Here is a 19,018-nt window from a genome sequence, read left to right as displayed (position 1 = left end):
ACCTCAGGTCTTCCAGGATATGGATGACCTGAGGTGGGAATTTATGCAAGCGAAAATAGGGGATCTCATTGATTCTTGATTGATTTTAATGCATGGTTGTGCTAACTTTCAAAGTATGAGTTTTATAAATTCGAGATTACTGCTCAATCGAGTGAGCGGTTTTTTTATGGAGTGAATCGGCCAATGTGATACGTATATCCTACCTTACGTAAGTCACCCGAATGAATAATAATATGGAGGATATGACGATGAATATTCAAGACGAAATGAAAAAACGCCGTACGTTTGCTATTATATCCCACCCTGACGCTGGGAAAACGACCATGACTGAGAAAATGCTGTTATTCGGTAATCTCATTCGTTCGGCTGGTACAGTGAAAGGTAAAAAGTCAGGAAAATTCGCTACCTCTGACTGGATGGAGATTGAGAAGCAGAGAGGAATTTCCGTTACTTCCAGTGTAATGAATTTTCCTTACAAAGGCTACCAGGTTAATATACTTGATACACCAGGGCACGAAGATTTCAGTGAAGATACGTATCGTACCCTGACTGCTGTTGACAGTGTAGTTATGGTAATCGATGGAACCAAAGGAATTGAAGCCCAAACACTAAAATTATTTAAAGTATGTAAAATGAGGGGCATTCCGATTTTCACGTTTATTAATAAAATGGACCGTGAGGGTCGTGAGCCTTTTGAGTTAATGGAGGAAATTGAAGAAACATTAAATATCGAGACTTATCCAATGACCTGGCCGGCGGGTATGGGTAAACGATTCCTTGGGGTATTCGACCGGAACAACGAACAATTTGTACATTATACCGGTAACGAAGAAGAATCCTATATTCCTTATGATCAACTGGATCAACATCCAGAGCTTTCTGAAAATGCTACCTTCCAAGAAGCGGAAGAAGAAATGCTGCTTGTTGATGAAGCAGGAGATGGCTTTGATATGGATAAAGTCATGAGAGGGGACCAGACCCCAGTGTTCTTCGGAAGCGCCCTCGCACCCTTCGGTGTGGAAACATTCTTTAATTCGTTCATTGAGATGGCTCCGGAACCTGCGCCAAGGAAGTCAACAGAAGGAATTGTCTCACCGGATCATGAAGAATTCTCTGGATTTATTTTCAAAATCCAGGCGAATATGAATCCACAGCACAGAGACCGGATAGCCTTTGTAAGAGTTTGCTCAGGTAAATTTGAACGAGGGATGAACGTAACCTTATCCCGTACAGGGAAGTCTTTTAAGCTGGCACAATCCCAGCAATTTGTGGCTTCTTCACGTGGAACAGTGGAAGAAGGCTATGCCGGCGATATTATCGGAATCTATGATCCCAATGTGTATCGTATTGGGGACACCATCGTTACAGGAAAATCGAATTTTGAATACGATGAATTACCTCAGTTTCCGCCTGAACTGTTCAAGAAAGTAACAGCTAAGAACGTAATGAAGTCCAAACAATTCAGAAAAGGATTGGAACAGCTTGTGCAAGAGGGAGCCATTCAGTTGTTCAAGCGGTATCGATTTGAAGACTATATCATTGGAGCTGTCGGCGAGCTTCAGTATGAAGTTTTCGAGTATCGTATGAAGAATGAGTACAACGTGGAAATAGAACTGACTTCGGTCGGTGAGCGCATTCCGCGCTGGCTGCGCGAAGACCAGGTTGATGAATCTTTATTTGATGAGCGGAATATGCTAGTCGAAGATCGGGAAGGCAATCCGTTAGTTCTATTTAAGAATGATTTCTCACTCCGCTGGTTTGAGGATAAACACCCTGATATAGAATTGACCGATCTTTTTGAAGTGAACCAGTATAATCAGACATTCGAATAGAAATAAGAAAACCACTACAGAACATTTGTAGTGGTTTTTTTACAGGAAATTATACCCATTGTTTTCAAAAATCTATTATAATGAACATTAGACCGATCGATAAAAAGCGATTGATTTTACTAGGAGTGGAAATGTGCAATCCTTTGAAAAATATCAGAAATTATTCTTAACAAACGTGTCTAAAAAAATTGAAAAATGGCAGGAACTTCCTTACGTGGAAGAAAAAGAGATCTACCAATTTCTTCACTCCGTAAAAGGGACAGCTGCTTCTATACAACTCCCGGAATTATCATCGGAAGCTGATAAAGTAATGGATCACGTCAACCCAGTATCTACAGCAAGCTGGCAGGAAGGTTCATGGTCGGAATTATTACAGCCGGTTTTTCTCCATGCTGCTTTGAATAAGGAATTAGAATTCCCCAGGAAGGAGCAGGAGCTGCCTGTCTTTCAGAGAGAGGAAAAACAGCCTACAATTTTAATTTTAGAAAATAATTTAGATTTCCTGCATCATTTTCGCAACAACTTGGAGAGTCATGGCTACAATATCCTGATCGCTGCCACAGAGGAAAGGGCACTGCATCTGTTTTATGATGAAACGCCGGATTTAGTCGTGATTGATTTTTACTTAGAGAACAAAAATGGCTTAGAAATATTGGAAGAAATTAGTACGCAGGCCACAAGTATTTTAACTCCTGTCATGATCATCAGCGAGGATGGTTCTCCCGAGTTAGCAAAAAAAGTGTATGAAACTTCAGCTCTCGATTTTATCCCAAAGCCTATTGATTTTGAAGTCTTTACTACTCTCATTCGAAACAGGCTTTTACATGTACGATCTTTAAAAAAACAAATAACGACCGATAAATTGACTAAAGCCTATAACAGAACTTATCTCCAGGATTTACTGGATAGGAAGAAGCGAAACTTCCAAAGAAATGAGGAAACATTTTGCCTCGCCATACTTGATTTAGATGATTTTAAAAATGTAAATGACAGCTATGGACACATGGTAGGGGATAAGGTATTAATCCAGCTGTCTGAAGTATTACATGCATCTACCCGCCCTGAAGACAGTGTGATTCGGTATGGAGGCGAAGAGTTTATTGTAGTCATGCCTCTCATAAGCAGAATACAGGCTAAAAGGCGACTCTCAAATATGTTAGAAGAATTTAAGTCGATTGTTCATACCTATAAGAACTATGAGTTCTCTTTAAGCTTTACAGCAGGATTAACAGAGATGAACAAATCTGGTTTAAAAATGGAAGATCTAATTGTGCAAGCTGACTTGGCTTTGTACAGGGGGAAGCGTTCTGGTAAGGGCACCGTCACTATATATGAGCCAACTCAGGATATCCCTAATTCGAACGCAGACAAACTAGTCCATATATCAGTTGTTGATGACGATTCTATCATTCGAGAGATACTGTCGGACCGGCTTCAAACGTTAAATTACTTTGATCATTCTGTGGAAGTTCAAGCATATAAGGACGGAGAAAGTTTTTTGAAAGATGATCATGAAGACAAATATAAACATGTTGTCCTTCTTGATGGGGTGCTTCCGGGGATGGATGGACTGGAGGTATTATCGCAGATAAGAGCTTATGATCAGGAAACTGTAGTTATTATGCTTACGGGAAGACAGAAAGGTAAGGATATTATACAGGCTTTAAATATTGGTGCGGATGATTATATGACAAAGCCTTTCAGCACAGATGAGTTAGTCGCACGTATCCGCAGGCTGATTCAACGCCATAAGGGAGGTAAAAGATGAACAAACGAATTTTAGTAGCTGATGATGAAGAGGTACTCAGAATGCTCATCTCAGATACACTAGAAGACGAAGGGTATATCATAAAAGAAGCTGAAAATGGGAAAGCGGCGTGGGAGATTCTGCAGCTCGAAACGCTGGACTTGGTTATTCTCGATTACATGATGCCAGGGTTGAACGGGATTGAAGTAGCCGAAAAGATAAATCAAGGTTGTAAAAATCGACCACCTATCATTATGTTAACCGCTAAAACTCAGGAGTCTGATGTGGAGATGTCCAAGAACGCAGGCATTCAGTATTTTATGGGGAAGCCTTTCAGTCCAATTGAATTAATTCAATTAGTAGAGGAAATCCTGACATGATGGATTATTTTCGAAGATCGATTCGAAGAAAATTCTTCATCGTTATGCTGGTGGTAGTGACTGCCACCTGTCTAGCTACATCTTTTCTTTTTTATTTACAATACTCCAACAAGAGAGAGCATGAGACGTTGACAGCTGAGCTAGTTGATAAGCGTAACGTATTACGCAATATTAAAGAAGAGTATCAGACCATGGTTTTTCGAACTCGTGGATACATAGCATTCAATAATAATAATGAATTGTTCCAGGCAAAACAGGCAAGGGAAAACCTTGATGGATATTTAGTGAAAGCTCAGGAAATGCAGTGGTCTAGTGGACGAATCGAACTTTTTTCTGATCTTAACCTGTTTTTGGAATACTACTGGGAAAGTCTAATCCCCAAAGTACAGATGGCTTTAGAAAATGGGGATATTGAAGAAATACGACAGCTCAGTCTCGCAAATACAACCGAGCAAATTAACGAAATTATCCAAACTCTTGAAGATATATCGAATGAAGCTCAACAATCATTAACCTCAGAAAATGATAACTTCCTTGAGCGGATGGACCTGATTTCTTACTTGCTTTTTGCCCTGATGATACTTGTCGTTTTCATCCTTTCACTTGCTTCAAGAACGTTGAGCCGGGGAATAGGACGCCCTCTTTCTGAACTTTCGATAGCATCGGAAGCATTAGCAGCAGGAAGTAATTATGATGAGTTCCCTTCGAGTAAGCGAAAAGACGAAATTGGTACATTAACGCGTTCCTTTCAATATATGGCCAAAGAAATTAGAGAAAGGGAAGACAACCTTTCTGCTCAAAATGAAGAACTATTGGCTCAACAGGAAATGCTTGAATCCTATGTAAATAATTTACGAAACAAGGACCTGGCTTTAAATGAGTCATCCATTGTCGCTATATTGGACGAAGATGGATGGATACAAACCTGTAACGGAAAATTAGCAGAAGCATCGGATTATACGGAAAGTGAGTTGGAAGGGCGTCATTTCTTAAGCCTAACAGAAGAGTCTTATAATCATACGGATGTAAAGAAGGCCTTCTCTGGAGTAGAACATGGAAAGGTATGGAAAGGAGAAGTTAGGTGTAATCGTAAAGGTGGAGGTTTTTTTTACACAAACACCACTGTAGTTCCTTACATAAATGAAGATGGCAGAGTCGAACAATTTATTGTCATTCAAAAAGATATTACAGATATTAAACAGGCCCAACAGCGGTTAAAAGATTCTTTAAGAGAGACAGAGAAAGCAAGAAGTACAGTGGAAAAATTAAATTCTATGAACCAGACGCTTTCAACCACCATGGATAAGCAGTCTTTGCTGGATCAGGTCATTTACCAGCTCTCTATTTTATATCCTTTCGACCATGGCCTCTTTATGCTGCTTAATTCTGGCGGGTACGCGAAAATCGGTCTAAGAGAGGAAGATTTGAAAGACGATATGATAACCTCTTTCGCTCATGTGGTAGAGCGGTTACGAACTCAACGCATTCCCTACATCAGGGATCGCAAAATGACGAGCTATGAAAAGGGTTATTTTAATGAATCTAGTAAAAGTTATGATCTTTATGTACCTGTATTTAATTCCAGAAATAAACTGGAGGCATTCTTTGTAGCTACAAGGATAGGAGCTTCTTATGAAAAGGAAGAGATTAATGGAATTAATGCCATTTTACAGCGGGTTTCATTATACATCGAAAGAATTGATTCTTATGAACAATCAGAAATTAACCGTCAATTGAATCAGGATATTATTGATAATATCAATGAAGGAATCCTGTTTGTAGATGAAGCTGGAAAGCTTGTGCAATACAATCAAAACTGGCTGGCGTTCCTTGGCCTTCCATACATGGACCAACAGACCTGGTTAAAGGTGGAGTTTGAAGATTGGATGCATCAAATAGCCTCGTACATTTCTGACGCGGATAGCTTTACAGCCTTTTGCAGAGCAATGGTATTCACTAACGAACATTCAAGGAGCAGTGTGAGAATAGAGGTAGGCGCTGAAGAGGAGTCTCGTATAATTGAGGTCTATGCGGAGCCAATTTATCACCAGCATGAAAAAGAAGGTACTTTGTTTGTATTCCGTGATATTACTTCGGAATTTGAAGTCAACCAGATGAAGACAAATCTGGTTAGTACAGTGAGTCATGAATTAAGAACTCCACTGGCGAGTGTACTTGGATATACGGAATTAATGATTCACCGTGATCTCCCGGAAAAACGTCGAAAAAAATATCTAAACACCATTCACGGGGAAGCAAAGCGGCTGACAAACCTTATCAATGATTTTCTGGATCTGCAGCGGATGGAGTCAGGAAAGTCTTCTTTCAATAAAGAAGTGGTAGAACTGGGAAGCCTGGTCGAAGAAGTGGTAGAGAACTTCCGTATCACTCATACAGACCACCGGATGGTGTTCACCGATCAGACATTAACTTCAAAGATCCACGCGGATCGTGAGAAGATTATACAGTTGATGAATAACATCATAGGGAATGCCATTAAGTTTTCTCCGGATGGAGGAGAAGTGGTAGTCGCTATAAATAACGATCAGTCTAACGTGTACGTGCATGTGGCGGATGAAGGTCTAGGCATTCCGGAACACGAAATTACGAAGCTGTTTACTAAGTTCCATAGAGTGGATAACTCAAGTCAGCGTAAAGTCGGCGGTACGGGGCTTGGCCTTGCTATCAGTAAGGAAATTGCAGAAATTCATAATGGGCGTATCTCTGTACTCTCAGAACAGGGAACAGGCAGCGTGTTTTCCATTACCTTTCCTTTACATGAACCGTTAAAAAATGAAGATGGTCCGGTTGAAAAAGTTCCGCATGTAATCCTTATCGAAGATGATATTAACTTATCTCAGCTTATAAAGGATGAATTAGGTGACGCAGGTATTAAAGTTTCTCATTTCAATGAAGGTCGATCAGCCCTTAATGAATTGGAAAAAATGAAGCCTGATGTGTTTATCGTTGATTTAACATTAGCTGATCAAGTCTCTGGGTGGGATATTATACGAGCTATTAAGAACTATGACCATCTGTCTGACATTCCTATATTTATCTCAAGTGCGCTCAGTCACTCGGGAGTCCCTAATATCGAAGTGGAAGAATATCTGGTCAAACCCTACCCATTAAGAAAACTTTCAACCATTATCATGAAGACCCTTCTACATGAAGGTAAGACTGGTCAGATTCTTGTTGCTAAAGAAGAATAACTATGAAAATCCTGGGGAATAAAGATTTCCCGGGGTTTTTTAATAACTGGAAAAGTACGGACCTGCTTAGTACCGAATGTTTGTTCGTTTAATGTTAGAATGATAAACTAATGTGGTAAACTAATGATGACTAGTTAAGAACGGAGGTTTTCGTCATGGAGAATAAATTCGAATTGGTTTCACAATATTCCCCGCAGGGAGATCAGCCGCGAGCCATTCAAGAGCTTGTTGATGGAATAAATCGTGGTGAAAGACATCAGACTCTTTTGGGGGCGACAGGGACAGGTAAAACGTTCACCATGTCCAACGTGATTCAGGAAGTTAATAAACCTACATTGATCATTGCCCACAATAAAACGCTGGCTGGCCAGCTGTACAGCGAGTTTAAAGAATTCTTTCCAAATAACGCTGTCGAATATTTCGTCAGCTACTATGACTATTATCAGCCGGAGGCTTATGTGCCTTCCTCTGACACATTTATAGAAAAAGACGCGAGTATAAACGATGAGATTGATAAGCTGAGACACTCGGCAACTTCAGCTTTGTTTGAACGAAACGACGTTATTATTGTGGCCAGTGTATCGTGTATTTACGGTTTAGGTTCTCCAGACGAATATCGCAGCCAGGTACTATCAATCCGTTCAGGAATGGAAAAGGACCGTGACGAATTATTACGTAATCTTGTAGACATTCAATATGCCCGCAACGATATTGATTTTCAGAGGGGGACGTTCCGTGTACGCGGGGATTCTGTTGAAATCATACCGGCTTCCCGTGAAGAACATGCTATACGAGTTGAGTTTTTTGGTGATGAAATCGATCGGATCCGCGAAATTGATGTCCTGACTGGAGAAGTTATGGGCGACCGTGAGCATGTAGCGATTTTCCCAGCTTCCCACTTCGTAACGCGAGAGTCCAAACTTAAAAAAGCAATTGTAAATATAGAGCAGGAAATGATTGAGCGCGTTAAAGAATTACGTGAACAAAATAAGCTGCTTGAAGCTCAGCGTTTAGAGCAGCGGACGAATTATGATTTGGAAATGATGAATGAAATGGGCTTTTGTTCAGGAATCGAAAACTATTCACGTCATCTAACGTTTCGTGAGCCGGGGGCAACTCCATACACACTGCTGGACTACTTCCCGGATGATTTTATGATTATGGCGGATGAGTCGCACGTTACACTACCTCAAGTACGGGGTATGTACAATGGGGACCAGGCGCGTAAACAAGTTTTAGTTGATCACGGCTTTCGCCTTCCTTCAGCACTTGACAACCGGCCGCTGAAGTTTCCTGAGTTTGAAAAACATATCAATCAAATTACGTATGTATCTGCTACTCCAGGACCCTATGAATTGGAACATACACCAAAAGTTATCGAACAGATTATCAGACCTACGGGACTGCTTGATCCTGAAATAGATGTGCGCCCGATTCATGGTCAAATCGATGACCTTGTAGGCGAAATTAATAAGCGCGCCGAAAGGAATGAACGTGTACTTGTAACCACTTTAACGAAGAAAATGTCTGAAGACCTTACGGATTACCTGAAAGAACTTGGTATTAAAGTAGCTTACTTGCACTCTGAAATAAAAACATTGGAAAGAATAGAAGTTATCCGCGATCTGCGAGTAGGAAAATACGATGTAATTATCGGTATTAACCTGCTGAGAGAAGGTCTTGACATCCCGGAGGTTTCTTTAGTTACTATTCTGGATGCCGATAAAGAAGGGTTCTTGAGGTCGGATCGTTCCCTGATTCAAACAATTGGAAGAGCGGCACGTAACGAAAACGGTCGCGTCATCATGTATGCGGATAAAATTACGAAGTCGATGCAGTTTGCAATTGATGAAACATACAGGCGTCGTGAAAAGCAAATTGCTTATAATGAAGAACACGGGGTTACCCCGAAAACAATACACAAAGAAGTGCGCGATGTTATTAAAGCAACAGCCGTTTCCGAAGAAGAAGGTTCTTACGACAGCGGTATGAAACGCCCTTCTGAAATGACGAAGAAAGAACGTCAGGAAACGATTGACAATATGGAAACAGAAATGAAGCAGGCGGCTCGAGATTTAGACTTCGAAAGAGCGGCTGAATTACGTGATATTTTATTGGAATTAAAAGCGGAGGGATGAGGAAGTATGGCTAGCAAGCATATTAGTGTTAAAGGAGCCCGGGCCCACAATCTGAAAGGGATCGATATTGATATTCCTAAGAATAAACTGGTCGTTATGACAGGGTTGTCCGGTTCCGGAAAGTCTTCTTTAGCGTTTGACACCATCTACGCGGAAGGGCAGCGACGTTATGTCGAGTCTCTAAGTGCCTATGCGCGGCAATTCTTAGGACAAATGGATAAACCGGATGTGGACTCCATAGAAGGTCTTTCTCCAGCCATTTCGATTGATCAGAAAACCACTAGTCGTAACCCCAGGTCAACAGTGGGGACGGTAACTGAAATTTATGACTATCTACGTCTGCTGTTCGCACGGGTAGGACGCCCTACTTGTCCAAAACATGGAATTGAAATTAATTCCCAGACCGTACAGCAGATGGTTGATCAAATTATGGAGTATCCAGAAAGAACAAAAATGCAAATTCTTTCCCCAGTGGTCTCAGGACGGAAAGGCGAGCACGCCAAAGTATTTGAACAATTGCAGAAAGAAGGGTACGTTCGTCTGCGAGTAGATGGAGAAATGCGTGAGATTTCCGAGGAAATAAATTTAAATAAAAATAAAAAGCACTCAATTGAAGTAGTTGTGGACCGGATTGTGGTTAAAGAAGGAGTCGAGGGCCGGCTATCCGATTCAATTGAAACGGCCTTAAAATTAGGCGGGGGACATACCCTTGTAGATGTTATAGGAGAGGAAGAATTGTCTTTCTCTGAACATCATGCCTGCCCAATCTGCGGATTTTCTGTAAGTGAACTGGAGCCGAGAATGTTCTCTTTCAACAGTCCATACGGTGCTTGTAACCGGTGTGATGGTCTCGGAACGCAGTTAGAAGTAGATATTGATCTGGTTATACCCGACTGGTCTCGTTCCTTGAAAGAGCATGCCATTGCTGCGTGGGAACCAACTAGTTCCCAGTATTATCCTCAACTTCTGAAAAGTGTTGCAGATCATTATGGAATAGATATGGATGTACCTATTCAGGATTTACCGAAGGAACATATGGAGCGAATCTTATATGGGAGCGGCGATGAAAAAGTATACTTCCGTTATGAAAATGATTTCGGAAAAGTGCGGGAAAATGAAATTTTCTTTGAAGGTGTTATTCCCAATATTTCTCGTCGATATCGTGAAACGAGTTCGGATTTTATCCGTGAGCAAATGGAAAAATATATGGCTCAAAAACCCTGTCCTAAGTGTAAAGGCAACCGCTTGAATGAAGAAGCCCTGGCTGTATTAATCAACGGAAAACATATTGGTCAAACCACTGATTATTCCGTAACCGAAGCAAAGGAATTCTTTGAAGGACTTGAATTGACTGAAAAAGAGGAAACAATTGCCCGTATGATCTTAAAAGAAATCTGTGAAAGATTAAGTTTCCTCGCGAACGTAGGGCTGGATTATCTAACCTTGTCCCGTTCTGCCGGGACTCTATCAGGAGGCGAAGCTCAGCGTATCAGACTGGCAACGCAGATTGGATCTGCTCTAACCGGTGTGCTTTACGTACTGGATGAGCCTTCTATTGGACTTCACCAGCGTGACAACGATCGGTTAATCAATACGTTGAAGCGTATGAGGGATCTGGATAATACTCTAATTGTAGTAGAGCATGATGAAGATACAATGCTCGCAGCTGATTATTTAATTGATATCGGTCCAGGAGCTGGTGCTCACGGCGGGCAGATCGTCTCACAGGGTACACCTAAGCAAGTAATGAAAAGTGGCAAGTCATTAACTGGTCAGTATCTCTCCGGAAAAAAATTCATTCCACTTCCTTCTGAGAGAAGATCACCCGATGAGCGTTTCCTGAAAATTAAAGGTGCAGAGGAAAATAACTTAAAAAATGTGAATGCACAAATTCCATTGGGACTATTTACAGCTGTGACGGGTGTGTCAGGGTCTGGTAAAAGTACACTTATAAATGAAATTCTTTATAAATCGCTTTCCATGAAATTGCATAGAGGCAAAGAAAAACCAGGCAAGCATAAAACAATAGAAGGTATGGAACATTTAGAGAAAGTGATCGATATAGACCAATCACCAATTGGCCGTACCCCTCGTTCAAACCCGGCGACTTATACTGGAGTATTCGATAATATTCGTGATGTATTTGCTCAAACGAATGAAGCGAAAATCCGAGGATATAAAAAAGGCCGTTTTAGTTTTAATGTGAAAGGCGGGCGTTGTGAAGCCTGTCGCGGGGATGGAATTATTAAAATTGAAATGCATTTCCTGCCTGACGTTTATGTTCCTTGTGAAGTATGTGATGGCAAGCGCTATAACCGGGAAACTCTAGAGGTAAAATATAAAGGAAAAAGTATCGCAGATGTATTAGCTATGACGATTGAAGAAGCTCTGGATTTCTTTAATAACATTCCAAAGATTAAACGGAAATTGCAGACAGTAGCCGATGTAGGTCTGGAATACATTAAACTCGGACAACCGGCCACAACTCTTTCCGGGGGAGAAGCGCAACGTGTGAAGCTGGCCAGTGAACTTCACCGGCGTTCGAATGGGAAGTCCTTTTACATTCTTGATGAACCTACTACAGGTCTGCATGTGGATGATATTTCCCGTCTCTTAAAAGTACTTCAGCGGCTTGTCGATAATGGGGACAGCGTATTGATTATTGAACATGACCTTGATGTAATCAAAGAGGCGGATTATATACTAGATCTAGGCCCTGAAGGCGGGGACAAAGGTGGAGAAATTATTGCGACCGGTACCCCTGAAGAAGTAGCGGAAACTAAGGCCTCTTATACCGGCCGTTATCTTAAGCCAGTATTGGAACGCGATCGTAAACGGATGGAGCAAAGATTACAGTCCAAGGAAAAAGCAGCCAGCGAGTAGATGTTTTGACGCCTCCCTCCAAGTTCAGTATCGTGGTGGATAGGTTAGATTGAGGACCGGAGGAGAGTGATTCTCTTGCGGTTTCTCCACGCAAACCATGCACGCAAAGAAATATTCTAGTTATTATTTCTGGTCATCAGGATGTTTAGACAGGAGGAATTCGCAGTGAAACCAATTAGTCAGACCGAAGTTCAAAAAAAGATTGACAGCTTGGCTAACAAAGATGTATATGTACATTTAGAAACTACTAACGGCGCTTATGCGAGCCACTTTGATGAGGAAGCCTATAATGTTGGTGCGTTTATTCGTAATGCCCACGTAAAATACCAGCATGGTAAAATCGTCAGCACAGGAGGTTCCTATCGTGTAGGTCTAAAATTAGATATTGGATGGATTTACGCAGAAGGGGTGAGCGATTTTGAAATTGATGATAAAAATCGTTTACTTATGGCCGGTCATGATCGTGAAGGACGTTTAATGGTGGCTTTGGAAATTAGCGAAACCCCATTTTCACATGAGGCTGATCCGGATGAGTAAAGAACATGTAGTCGTTATTTTTCCGCACCCTGATGATGAATCTTTCGGTGCTTCAGGCACGATAGCTAAATACAGAGAGAAAGGAGTGCCGGTTACTTACTTATGCGGTACTCTTGGAGAAATGGGTAGAAATATGGGCAACCCTGTATTTGCTAACCGTGAAACGTTGTCCTCCTATCGTAAAAAAGAACTGGAGGAAGCAGCGAAACAATTGGACATTAACGTGGAGTATCTTGGCTATCGGGATAAGACCCTAGAATTCGAACCAATCGAGCAAGTCGCCCGTCATTTGCAAGAAAAGATAGAAGAACTTAATGCCACGTTGATTATTACCCATTATCCAGGGTATGCCGTCCATCCAGATCATGACGCACTAGGTGCTGCAGCGGTAGAAGCAGTGAAAAAGATGGATTCGCATAAACGTCCGGAAGTATGGATGCATGCCATCTCTAACAATCATGAAGCTGAACTTGGAGAGCCAGAGCTGATTTATGATATTACACCCTACTGGGAACGTAAATTAGCAGCAATAAAAGCACACCTTTCTCAGGCAGATGGTATGATGAGTTTATTAAATAATCAGCCAGAGCAGTTGGAACGATTGAAAACTGAAAGATTTTATCGTTATTCGTTTACGTAATTATTATGACACCTTGGAATTGACAACGTCTGTCTTTTTCAAGGTGTATTTTAATTGGTTTTTTTAACCCAAATGCCGGGAATGCTTTAATAATGAGAAAAGGAGATGGTAGGGATGAACGAAGAGCGCATGAAGATTTTAAAAATGATTGAAGAAGGCAATGTATCAGCCGAAGAAGGTGCAAAGCTTCTCGCTGCTGTAGAAAACAGGGAAGCAGGTGAATCAAAAGCAGATGAAAGAGAAAAAAAGAAATATGGAATTAAGAGTTTTCTCGGCGATGCTGTAGAAAAAATAAAAAACACTGATTTTGACCTATCGTTTGGTGAGTATGTAGAGTTCAATTATGAGACTCAAACAGAGTCTGATAATTTTAACGATATAGACGTTTCGATTGCTAATGGTTCTCTTGATGTAGACACTTGGGAGGGGCACTATGCAAAAGCCGCTTATCATGTTCGGGTTTATCAAGTGGATTCGGAAGAAGAAGCCAGGAGGCACTTCTTAGCAGATGGCCAATTTGATATTCATAACGGGCTTTTACGTTTAGCCAGTCCCTCAAAAAAAATTAAAACGTTCGTTCACCTCTCCCTTCCGAAAAAGAAATATGATTTCATTAAATCTAAATTGGCAAACGGCACCATTACTTTTAATCACATGGATAGTGATTACTATCAGCTCAAAACTTCCAATGGAAGGATTCAGCTGAACAGTGTTAGTGGGGAAACCTGTAAGGTAGAGACAGGTAACGGAGCTATAACGGTCGCCGACGGTGTGTTTGATACCTGTGAAATGGATACTTTGAACGGTGCTGTGACACTGGGCGGTGACTTTGGAAAAAGTGATGTGTCTACTGTAAGTGGAAGCATCACAGTCGATCATTTTGGAGGAAAAGCCCATACTGGTTTCTACAAAGCCACTACAGGAAGCATTAAAGTGTCTTTACCTAAATATAAACGAGTGGATGGAAAGCTGCGTTCAAACTTTGGCAGCTTAAATTGTCAGATCGATAATTATAAAATTCTGGATGATAAAAAAGAGGTAGTTAATAAACAATTGACGTTTGAAGCATTTGATGAGTATGAATCTATTTATCATTTAGAAGCGGAAACAAAAACAGGCTCGGTTACGGTTTCTCCTTCCGGCCAAGAATGAATAAGCTTATAGAAGAAAGCAGGTGATTTTTGTGAAAAGCTGGCTGCTGCATATTTTAGTAAATGCGATCGCAATTATTGCGGTAGGTACTTTATTTGAGTCAATTCATATTGATGGTGTAGGCGGCGCCTTATTGGCTGCATTAATATTGTCGATCTTAAATGCGATTGTCCGTCCCATTCTAGTTGTATTAACCCTGCCCATAACGATAGTTTCACTGGGGCTGTTTCTTTTAGTCATAAATGCTATTACCTTATGGCTAACGGATGTATTCTTAGGCAGTACATTTGAAATAGCAGGTTTTGGAATGGCTATAATTGCGGCTATTATTATTTCGATCATTAATTTAATATTGAATAGTCTGATTAAAGATATGAAATAGAAAAAACGTTCAAGCACCTATTGCTTGAACGTTTTTTAAATGGTTCCGTTAAACTTTGAGGCAGATTTTCATATGAGCTTTGTTCAACTAACGGGCCGATTAGTTGAAGACTCAGTTTCAAGATATCTTTGGTCCGTTGTAGATATAGAGAGGTGCTGGCTACGGAAACAACTCGCTTTCCTACGGGGGAACTGGCAAGCCTCCTCAGTCGTTACCACTCCTTGTGGGGTCTCGCCTAGCTCCTTCTCCCGCGGGAGTCTCGTCGTTTCCTCTGCCATCCTATGATCGAGGAGTGAACGGACCCTTCTATAATTGAGGTAATCGTTTTGGATCAGCCTTAAACCCTTATATATCAGGAATTGTACACTTGAATAAGCTAGATGTTCTTTTGTTCTCCGGCTAATTATAGGAGGCCTTTTTGGAGGGTTTCGAGTTTCTGATTTGGCAAGTCCGGAGGGGGATGATGGAGACTCCTGTGGGATGAACATGTTCGGTAAGATCCCGGAAGGCGGAGCCTGAGGAAGCTTACCCCATGCCCACGGAAAGCGAAATCATCCCCCGAAGGACTGTCCTTTCAACCTTAAATATCTCGAAATCAAGTCTTCAAGTAAAGGGAGCTTTACTGTAAACACCGTATAAAAAAGCGTGAATGGTATTAGATGTACGCATTTTCTGCCTATGTCCACGATCCTGTAAAACATGCTACAATAGTGTTTAGTGATTGAACGACTAAGGAGGTCTTTTATAGATGAGTAAAGTGCGTACAGAAGATTTATTGGATCAATTTCAATTGGAATTGATGGCTGGGAAAGATGGCGTACACCGTGAAATACATACAAGTGACATTTCGCGTCCAGGAGTGGAGATGACAGGTTACTTTAAGTTTTATCCTAAAGAGCGTTTGCAGCTTCTCGGGAAGACTGAACTTTCATATTTCAATGAGTTATCCAATGAACAGCGTCAGGAAAGATCAGAGAAACTTTGTACAGATGTTACACCCGGCATCGTTATTACAAGAGGCATGGACATTCCGGGTGAATTAATCACCGCTGCTCAGGAAGCGGGGGTACCATTAATGCGTTCCCCTCATAAAACCACAAGAGTGATCAGCCGCCTTACTAATTTTCTTGAAACAAAATTTGCGCCATTTACGGCTATTCACGGTGTCCTAGTAGACATTTACGGGATAGGTGTGCTCATTACTGGGCAAAGTGGTGTAGGTAAAAGTGAGACCGCCCTTGAATTGGTCAAGCGAGGTCATCGTCTTGTAGCAGACGATAGTGTGGAAATCCGCCAGGAAGATTATGATACGTTAATAGGAAACAGTCCCCCGCTTATAGAACATCTGCTGGAAATTCGCGGACTAGGGATTATCAATGTTATGACATTGTTTGGTGCAGGGGCCGTGCGGAGTTTCAAACGGATCACGCTCATTATTAATCTGGAATTGTGGGAGAAAAACAAACAGTATGATCGTCTGGGTCTTGAAGAAGAAACAATGAAAATTATGGACGTGGAAATTCCTAAAGCAACTATACCGGTTCGTCCGGGACGGAATCTGGCTGTCATTATCGAAGTAGCAGCTATGAACTTTCGTTTGAAGCGTATGGGCGTGAATGCGGCTGAAGAATTTTCGGAGCGTTTAACCAATGTAATCGACCAAGATCAGCAAAATGAATAAGGAGCGTGCGCGACATGACTTGTACACCTGAGGCTCTGGATCCTGTCTTAATCCAATTGGGGCCTTTACCTATCTACTGGTATGGATTTATTATCGCCACTGGTGCTTTTTTAGGACTGTGGATTGCGACCAATGAGACCGAACGCCTGGGACTTAAAAAAGACTATATGGTGGATATTGTAGTTTATGCAATTCCAGTATCCATTTTATTTGCAAGGATTTATTACGTCATCTTCGAATGGGATCGCTATGCCGGCGGTCCATGGTGGAAGGTTTTTGCTGTGTGGGAAGGCGGTATTGCTATTCACGGGGCTCTGATAGGGGCCGTACTTACTGCTGTTGTCTATACACGTTTGAAAGGCATTTCCTTTTGGAGGATGGCGGATATCGCTGCACCTAGTTTAATTCTTGGACAAGCGATTGGACGCTGGGGAAACTTTATGAATCAGGAAGCGCATGGCGGCCCTGTTTCAGAGGCGTTTTACAATAATTTTATGCAGTATTTGCCTGGATTTATCAATCAGCAAATGTGCATTGAAGGCACAGTTTACCATCCGACTTTTCTATATGAATCTTTATGGAATATCCTAGGGTTTGTTCTTCTTCTTGTCCTGCGTCATAAATTCAACCCTCGTCGCGGAGAAGTGTTCTTAAGCTACGTAATCTGGTATTCTGTTGGACGTTTCTTTATTGAAGGTATGCGCACTGACAGTCTTTATTTGTTCGGAGAAATTCGTATGGCTCAATTCATATCCATCGTTTTAGTCTTATTTGCTGCAGCCGTGATGGTTTATCGTAGAAAAGCTGGGTACGCGGATAAATATTATAACGGAAAAAAAGCAAAATAAGGGAGAGTAGGAAATGAAGGGTATTGCATTACGAGGGGGTCGAAAAGGACTGGACCTTACATGGTCACTCGGAAAAGTTATTTTTCCCGTGACCCTTATAGTAACGATCCTTCAATTTACAGCAGTGCTGCCATGGGTAATGGATCATATGGAACCATTGATGCAATGGATCGGATTATCAGGAGAAGCAGCTGTTCCGCTTGTATTAGGCAACTTTTTGAATTTGTACGCCGGGATTGCCGCCATTATTTCTTTTGATTTCTCAGTAAAAGAAGTTTTTATTATGGCGGTGATGATGTCTTTTTCCCATAATCTGCTGTTAGAGTCTACAGTTGCCAAGCGAGTGGGAGTCAGCTGGTGGTTTGTGGCTGGAATAAGGATCGGTTTGGCTTTCTTGTCTGCCATTTTTATCAATCTTATCTGGAATGGTGGAAGCAGATCAGCTAAATATGGTTTAACCCCGGAGAAAGCTGCTGCTCCAGAAGGATGGAATGAGATTATCTGGCAGGGTCTGCAGACGGCTTTTATGGGAATTCTACAGCTGGCTCTCATTGTCATCCCATTAATGGTTTTTATGCAATATTTACGTGAAGAAGGCTGGCTAGATCGCTTCTCACAATGGGTTGCTCCAGCTACCCGTTTCCTTGGGATGGAGCGGAACACCTCTATGACGCTAGCAGCAGGATTAACAATTGGCCTTGCTTATGGTGCTGGTTTAATGATTCAGGCAGTAGAGGAAGATGGGGTATCCAAGAAGGACATGTATTTAGCTCTGATTTTTCTAGTTTCCTGTCATGCTGTAGTAGAGGATACACTGATTTTTATACCACTTGGGATACCTATATGGCCGCTCCTCGCAATACGGCTGGTAACCGCTATTTTACTTACCGCGGCAGTCGGCTTTATATGGAACAAACTACAACAAGAGAGAAAGGAAACTTCGAATGAACATACGCACCATTCTATTTGATTTAGATGGAACCCTGATCGACACGAATGAGCTGATTATCGCTTCGTTTACTCATACCATAAATGAGTTCAGTGATCGTTCATACAGTAGAGATGAAATTCTGGACTTTATCGGTCCTCCTCTTCGCGAGAGTTTAGCGAAGATTAATCCCGATCGTGTGGAAGACATGGTAGAAACTTATCGTAAACATAATATTGAAAATCACGAGTCTTATGTCAGGGCTTATGAGGGAGTCGTGGATACAATCCACCGGTTAAAGGAAGCAGGGTACAGGATGGGGATTGTAACCACCAAAATGAAAAACACGGTTCAGATGGGCCTTGAAATTACGGGGCTTGACGGGTATTTCGAAACAATTATTACCCTTGACGATGTAACCAACGCAAAACCTCATCCTGAACCTATCGTTAAGGCTCTTCGTGCTTTAGACTCCAAAGCATCAGAAGCCCTGATGGTTGGTGATAACACTCATGATATTGAAGCCGGTCATAATGCGGGTACTCACACAGCGGGCGTAGCTTGGACGGTTAAAGGCAGAGAGGTACTTGAACAGCTTAAGCCTGATTTTATGCTCGACCATATGAGTGAATTGCTTGAAATTACAGGGGGATAACCG

General features: G+C 41.6%; 14 protein-coding genes. All 14 read left to right on the top strand.

Features of this window, described 5'->3' with window-relative positions; translation table 11 throughout:
- The first annotated feature begins 248 nt into the window (after window positions 1–248).
- The 14 genes from LCM11_RS10825 to ppaX all read left to right on the top strand — a co-directional run bounded on the left by LCM11_RS10825 (window position 249) and on the right by ppaX (window position 19,015).
- Window positions 249–1,832 (top strand): peptide chain release factor 3, encoded by a 1,584-nt coding sequence (locus tag LCM11_RS10825; RefSeq protein WP_224894249.1) that lies wholly within the window; start codon window positions 249–251, stop codon window positions 1,830–1,832.
- 133 nt (window positions 1,833–1,965) lie between these two features.
- The gene (locus tag LCM11_RS10820; RefSeq protein WP_224894248.1) at window positions 1,966–3,600 is read left to right on the top strand and encodes a response regulator; all 1,635 of its coding nucleotides are present in this window, start codon (window positions 1,966–1,968) and stop codon (window positions 3,598–3,600) included.
- Complete coding sequence (locus LCM11_RS10815) at window positions 3,597–3,959, top strand: response regulator (protein ID WP_224894247.1); 363 nt, start codon at window positions 3,597–3,599, stop codon at window positions 3,957–3,959. Before LCM11_RS10820 ends, LCM11_RS10815 begins: the two co-directional genes overlap by 4 nt.
- Window positions 3,956–7,171 (top strand): ATP-binding protein, encoded by a 3,216-nt coding sequence (locus tag LCM11_RS10810; RefSeq protein ID WP_224894246.1) that lies wholly within the window; start codon window positions 3,956–3,958, stop codon window positions 7,169–7,171. Before LCM11_RS10815 ends, LCM11_RS10810 begins: the two co-directional genes overlap by 4 nt.
- Before the next feature lie 155 nt (window positions 7,172–7,326).
- Complete coding sequence (gene uvrB, locus LCM11_RS10805; protein ID WP_224894245.1) at window positions 7,327–9,309, top strand: excinuclease ABC subunit UvrB; 1,983 nt, start codon at window positions 7,327–7,329, stop codon at window positions 9,307–9,309.
- Window positions 9,310–9,315: 6 nt separating this feature from the next.
- A complete protein-coding gene (gene uvrA / locus LCM11_RS10800) occupies window positions 9,316–12,192 on the top strand; it encodes an excinuclease ABC subunit UvrA (protein ID WP_224894244.1) in 2,877 nt (958 codons plus the stop codon).
- A 165-nt stretch (window positions 12,193–12,357) separates the two neighbouring features.
- Window positions 12,358–12,729, top strand: coding sequence for a YojF family protein (locus LCM11_RS10795; RefSeq protein WP_224894243.1), 372 nt, complete (start codon window positions 12,358–12,360; stop codon window positions 12,727–12,729).
- On the top strand, window positions 12,722–13,369 hold the full coding sequence (gene bshB2, locus LCM11_RS10790; protein ID WP_224894242.1) for a bacillithiol biosynthesis deacetylase BshB2: 648 nt from the start codon (window positions 12,722–12,724) through the stop codon (window positions 13,367–13,369). The genes LCM11_RS10795 and bshB2 overlap by 8 nt, the downstream gene beginning before the upstream one ends.
- A gap of 114 nt (window positions 13,370–13,483) precedes the next feature.
- A complete protein-coding gene (locus LCM11_RS10785; RefSeq protein ID WP_224894241.1) occupies window positions 13,484–14,521 on the top strand; it encodes a DUF4097 family beta strand repeat-containing protein in 1,038 nt (345 codons plus the stop codon).
- A gap of 31 nt (window positions 14,522–14,552) precedes the next feature.
- Complete coding sequence (locus tag LCM11_RS10780) at window positions 14,553–14,903, top strand: phage holin family protein (protein WP_224894240.1); 351 nt, start codon at window positions 14,553–14,555, stop codon at window positions 14,901–14,903.
- 748 nt (window positions 14,904–15,651) lie between these two features.
- A complete protein-coding gene (hprK, locus tag LCM11_RS10775) occupies window positions 15,652–16,584 on the top strand; it encodes an HPr(Ser) kinase/phosphatase (protein ID WP_224894239.1) in 933 nt (310 codons plus the stop codon).
- 14 nt (window positions 16,585–16,598) lie between these two features.
- Complete coding sequence (gene lgt, locus LCM11_RS10770; RefSeq protein ID WP_224894238.1) at window positions 16,599–17,432, top strand: prolipoprotein diacylglyceryl transferase; 834 nt, start codon at window positions 16,599–16,601, stop codon at window positions 17,430–17,432.
- A 13-nt stretch (window positions 17,433–17,445) separates the two neighbouring features.
- Window positions 17,446–18,402 (top strand): nucleoside recognition domain-containing protein, encoded by a 957-nt coding sequence (locus LCM11_RS10765; protein WP_224894237.1) that lies wholly within the window; start codon window positions 17,446–17,448, stop codon window positions 18,400–18,402.
- Entirely contained in the window at window positions 18,377–19,015 is a 639-nt protein-coding gene (gene ppaX / locus LCM11_RS10760) for a pyrophosphatase PpaX (protein WP_224894236.1), read from the top strand. The genes LCM11_RS10765 and ppaX overlap by 26 nt, the downstream gene beginning before the upstream one ends.
- Window positions 19,016–19,018: the final 3 nt, after the last annotated feature.

This window comes from Halobacillus halophilus, from assembly GCF_020171985.1.
Taxonomy (GTDB): Bacteria; Bacillota; Bacilli; order Bacillales; family Halobacillaceae; genus Halobacillus; species Halobacillus halophilus_A.
The sequence above is the reverse complement of the archived record's forward strand: the minus strand, read 5'-3'. Positions and strand labels throughout refer to the sequence as shown.

Coding starts and splice junctions, on each gene's coding strand:
- LCM11_RS10815 (WP_224894247.1), top strand. CDS start 3,597: ATGAACAAACGAATTTTAGTAGCTGATGATGAAGAGGTACTCAGAATG.
- bshB2 (WP_224894242.1), top strand. CDS start 12,722: ATGAGTAAAGAACATGTAGTCGTTATTTTTCCGCACCCTGATGATGAA.
- hprK (WP_224894239.1), top strand. CDS start 15,652: ATGAGTAAAGTGCGTACAGAAGATTTATTGGATCAATTTCAATTGGAA.
- uvrB (WP_224894245.1), top strand. CDS start 7,327: ATGGAGAATAAATTCGAATTGGTTTCACAATATTCCCCGCAGGGAGAT.
- uvrA (WP_224894244.1), top strand. CDS start 9,316: ATGGCTAGCAAGCATATTAGTGTTAAAGGAGCCCGGGCCCACAATCTG.
- ppaX (WP_224894236.1), top strand. CDS start 18,377: ATGAACATACGCACCATTCTATTTGATTTAGATGGAACCCTGATCGAC.
- lgt (WP_224894238.1), top strand. CDS start 16,599: ATGACTTGTACACCTGAGGCTCTGGATCCTGTCTTAATCCAATTGGGG.
- LCM11_RS10785 (WP_224894241.1), top strand. CDS start 13,484: ATGAACGAAGAGCGCATGAAGATTTTAAAAATGATTGAAGAAGGCAAT.
- LCM11_RS10765 (WP_224894237.1), top strand. CDS start 17,446: ATGAAGGGTATTGCATTACGAGGGGGTCGAAAAGGACTGGACCTTACA.
- LCM11_RS10810 (WP_224894246.1), top strand. CDS start 3,956: ATGATGGATTATTTTCGAAGATCGATTCGAAGAAAATTCTTCATCGTT.
- LCM11_RS10825 (WP_224894249.1), top strand. CDS start 249: ATGAATATTCAAGACGAAATGAAAAAACGCCGTACGTTTGCTATTATA.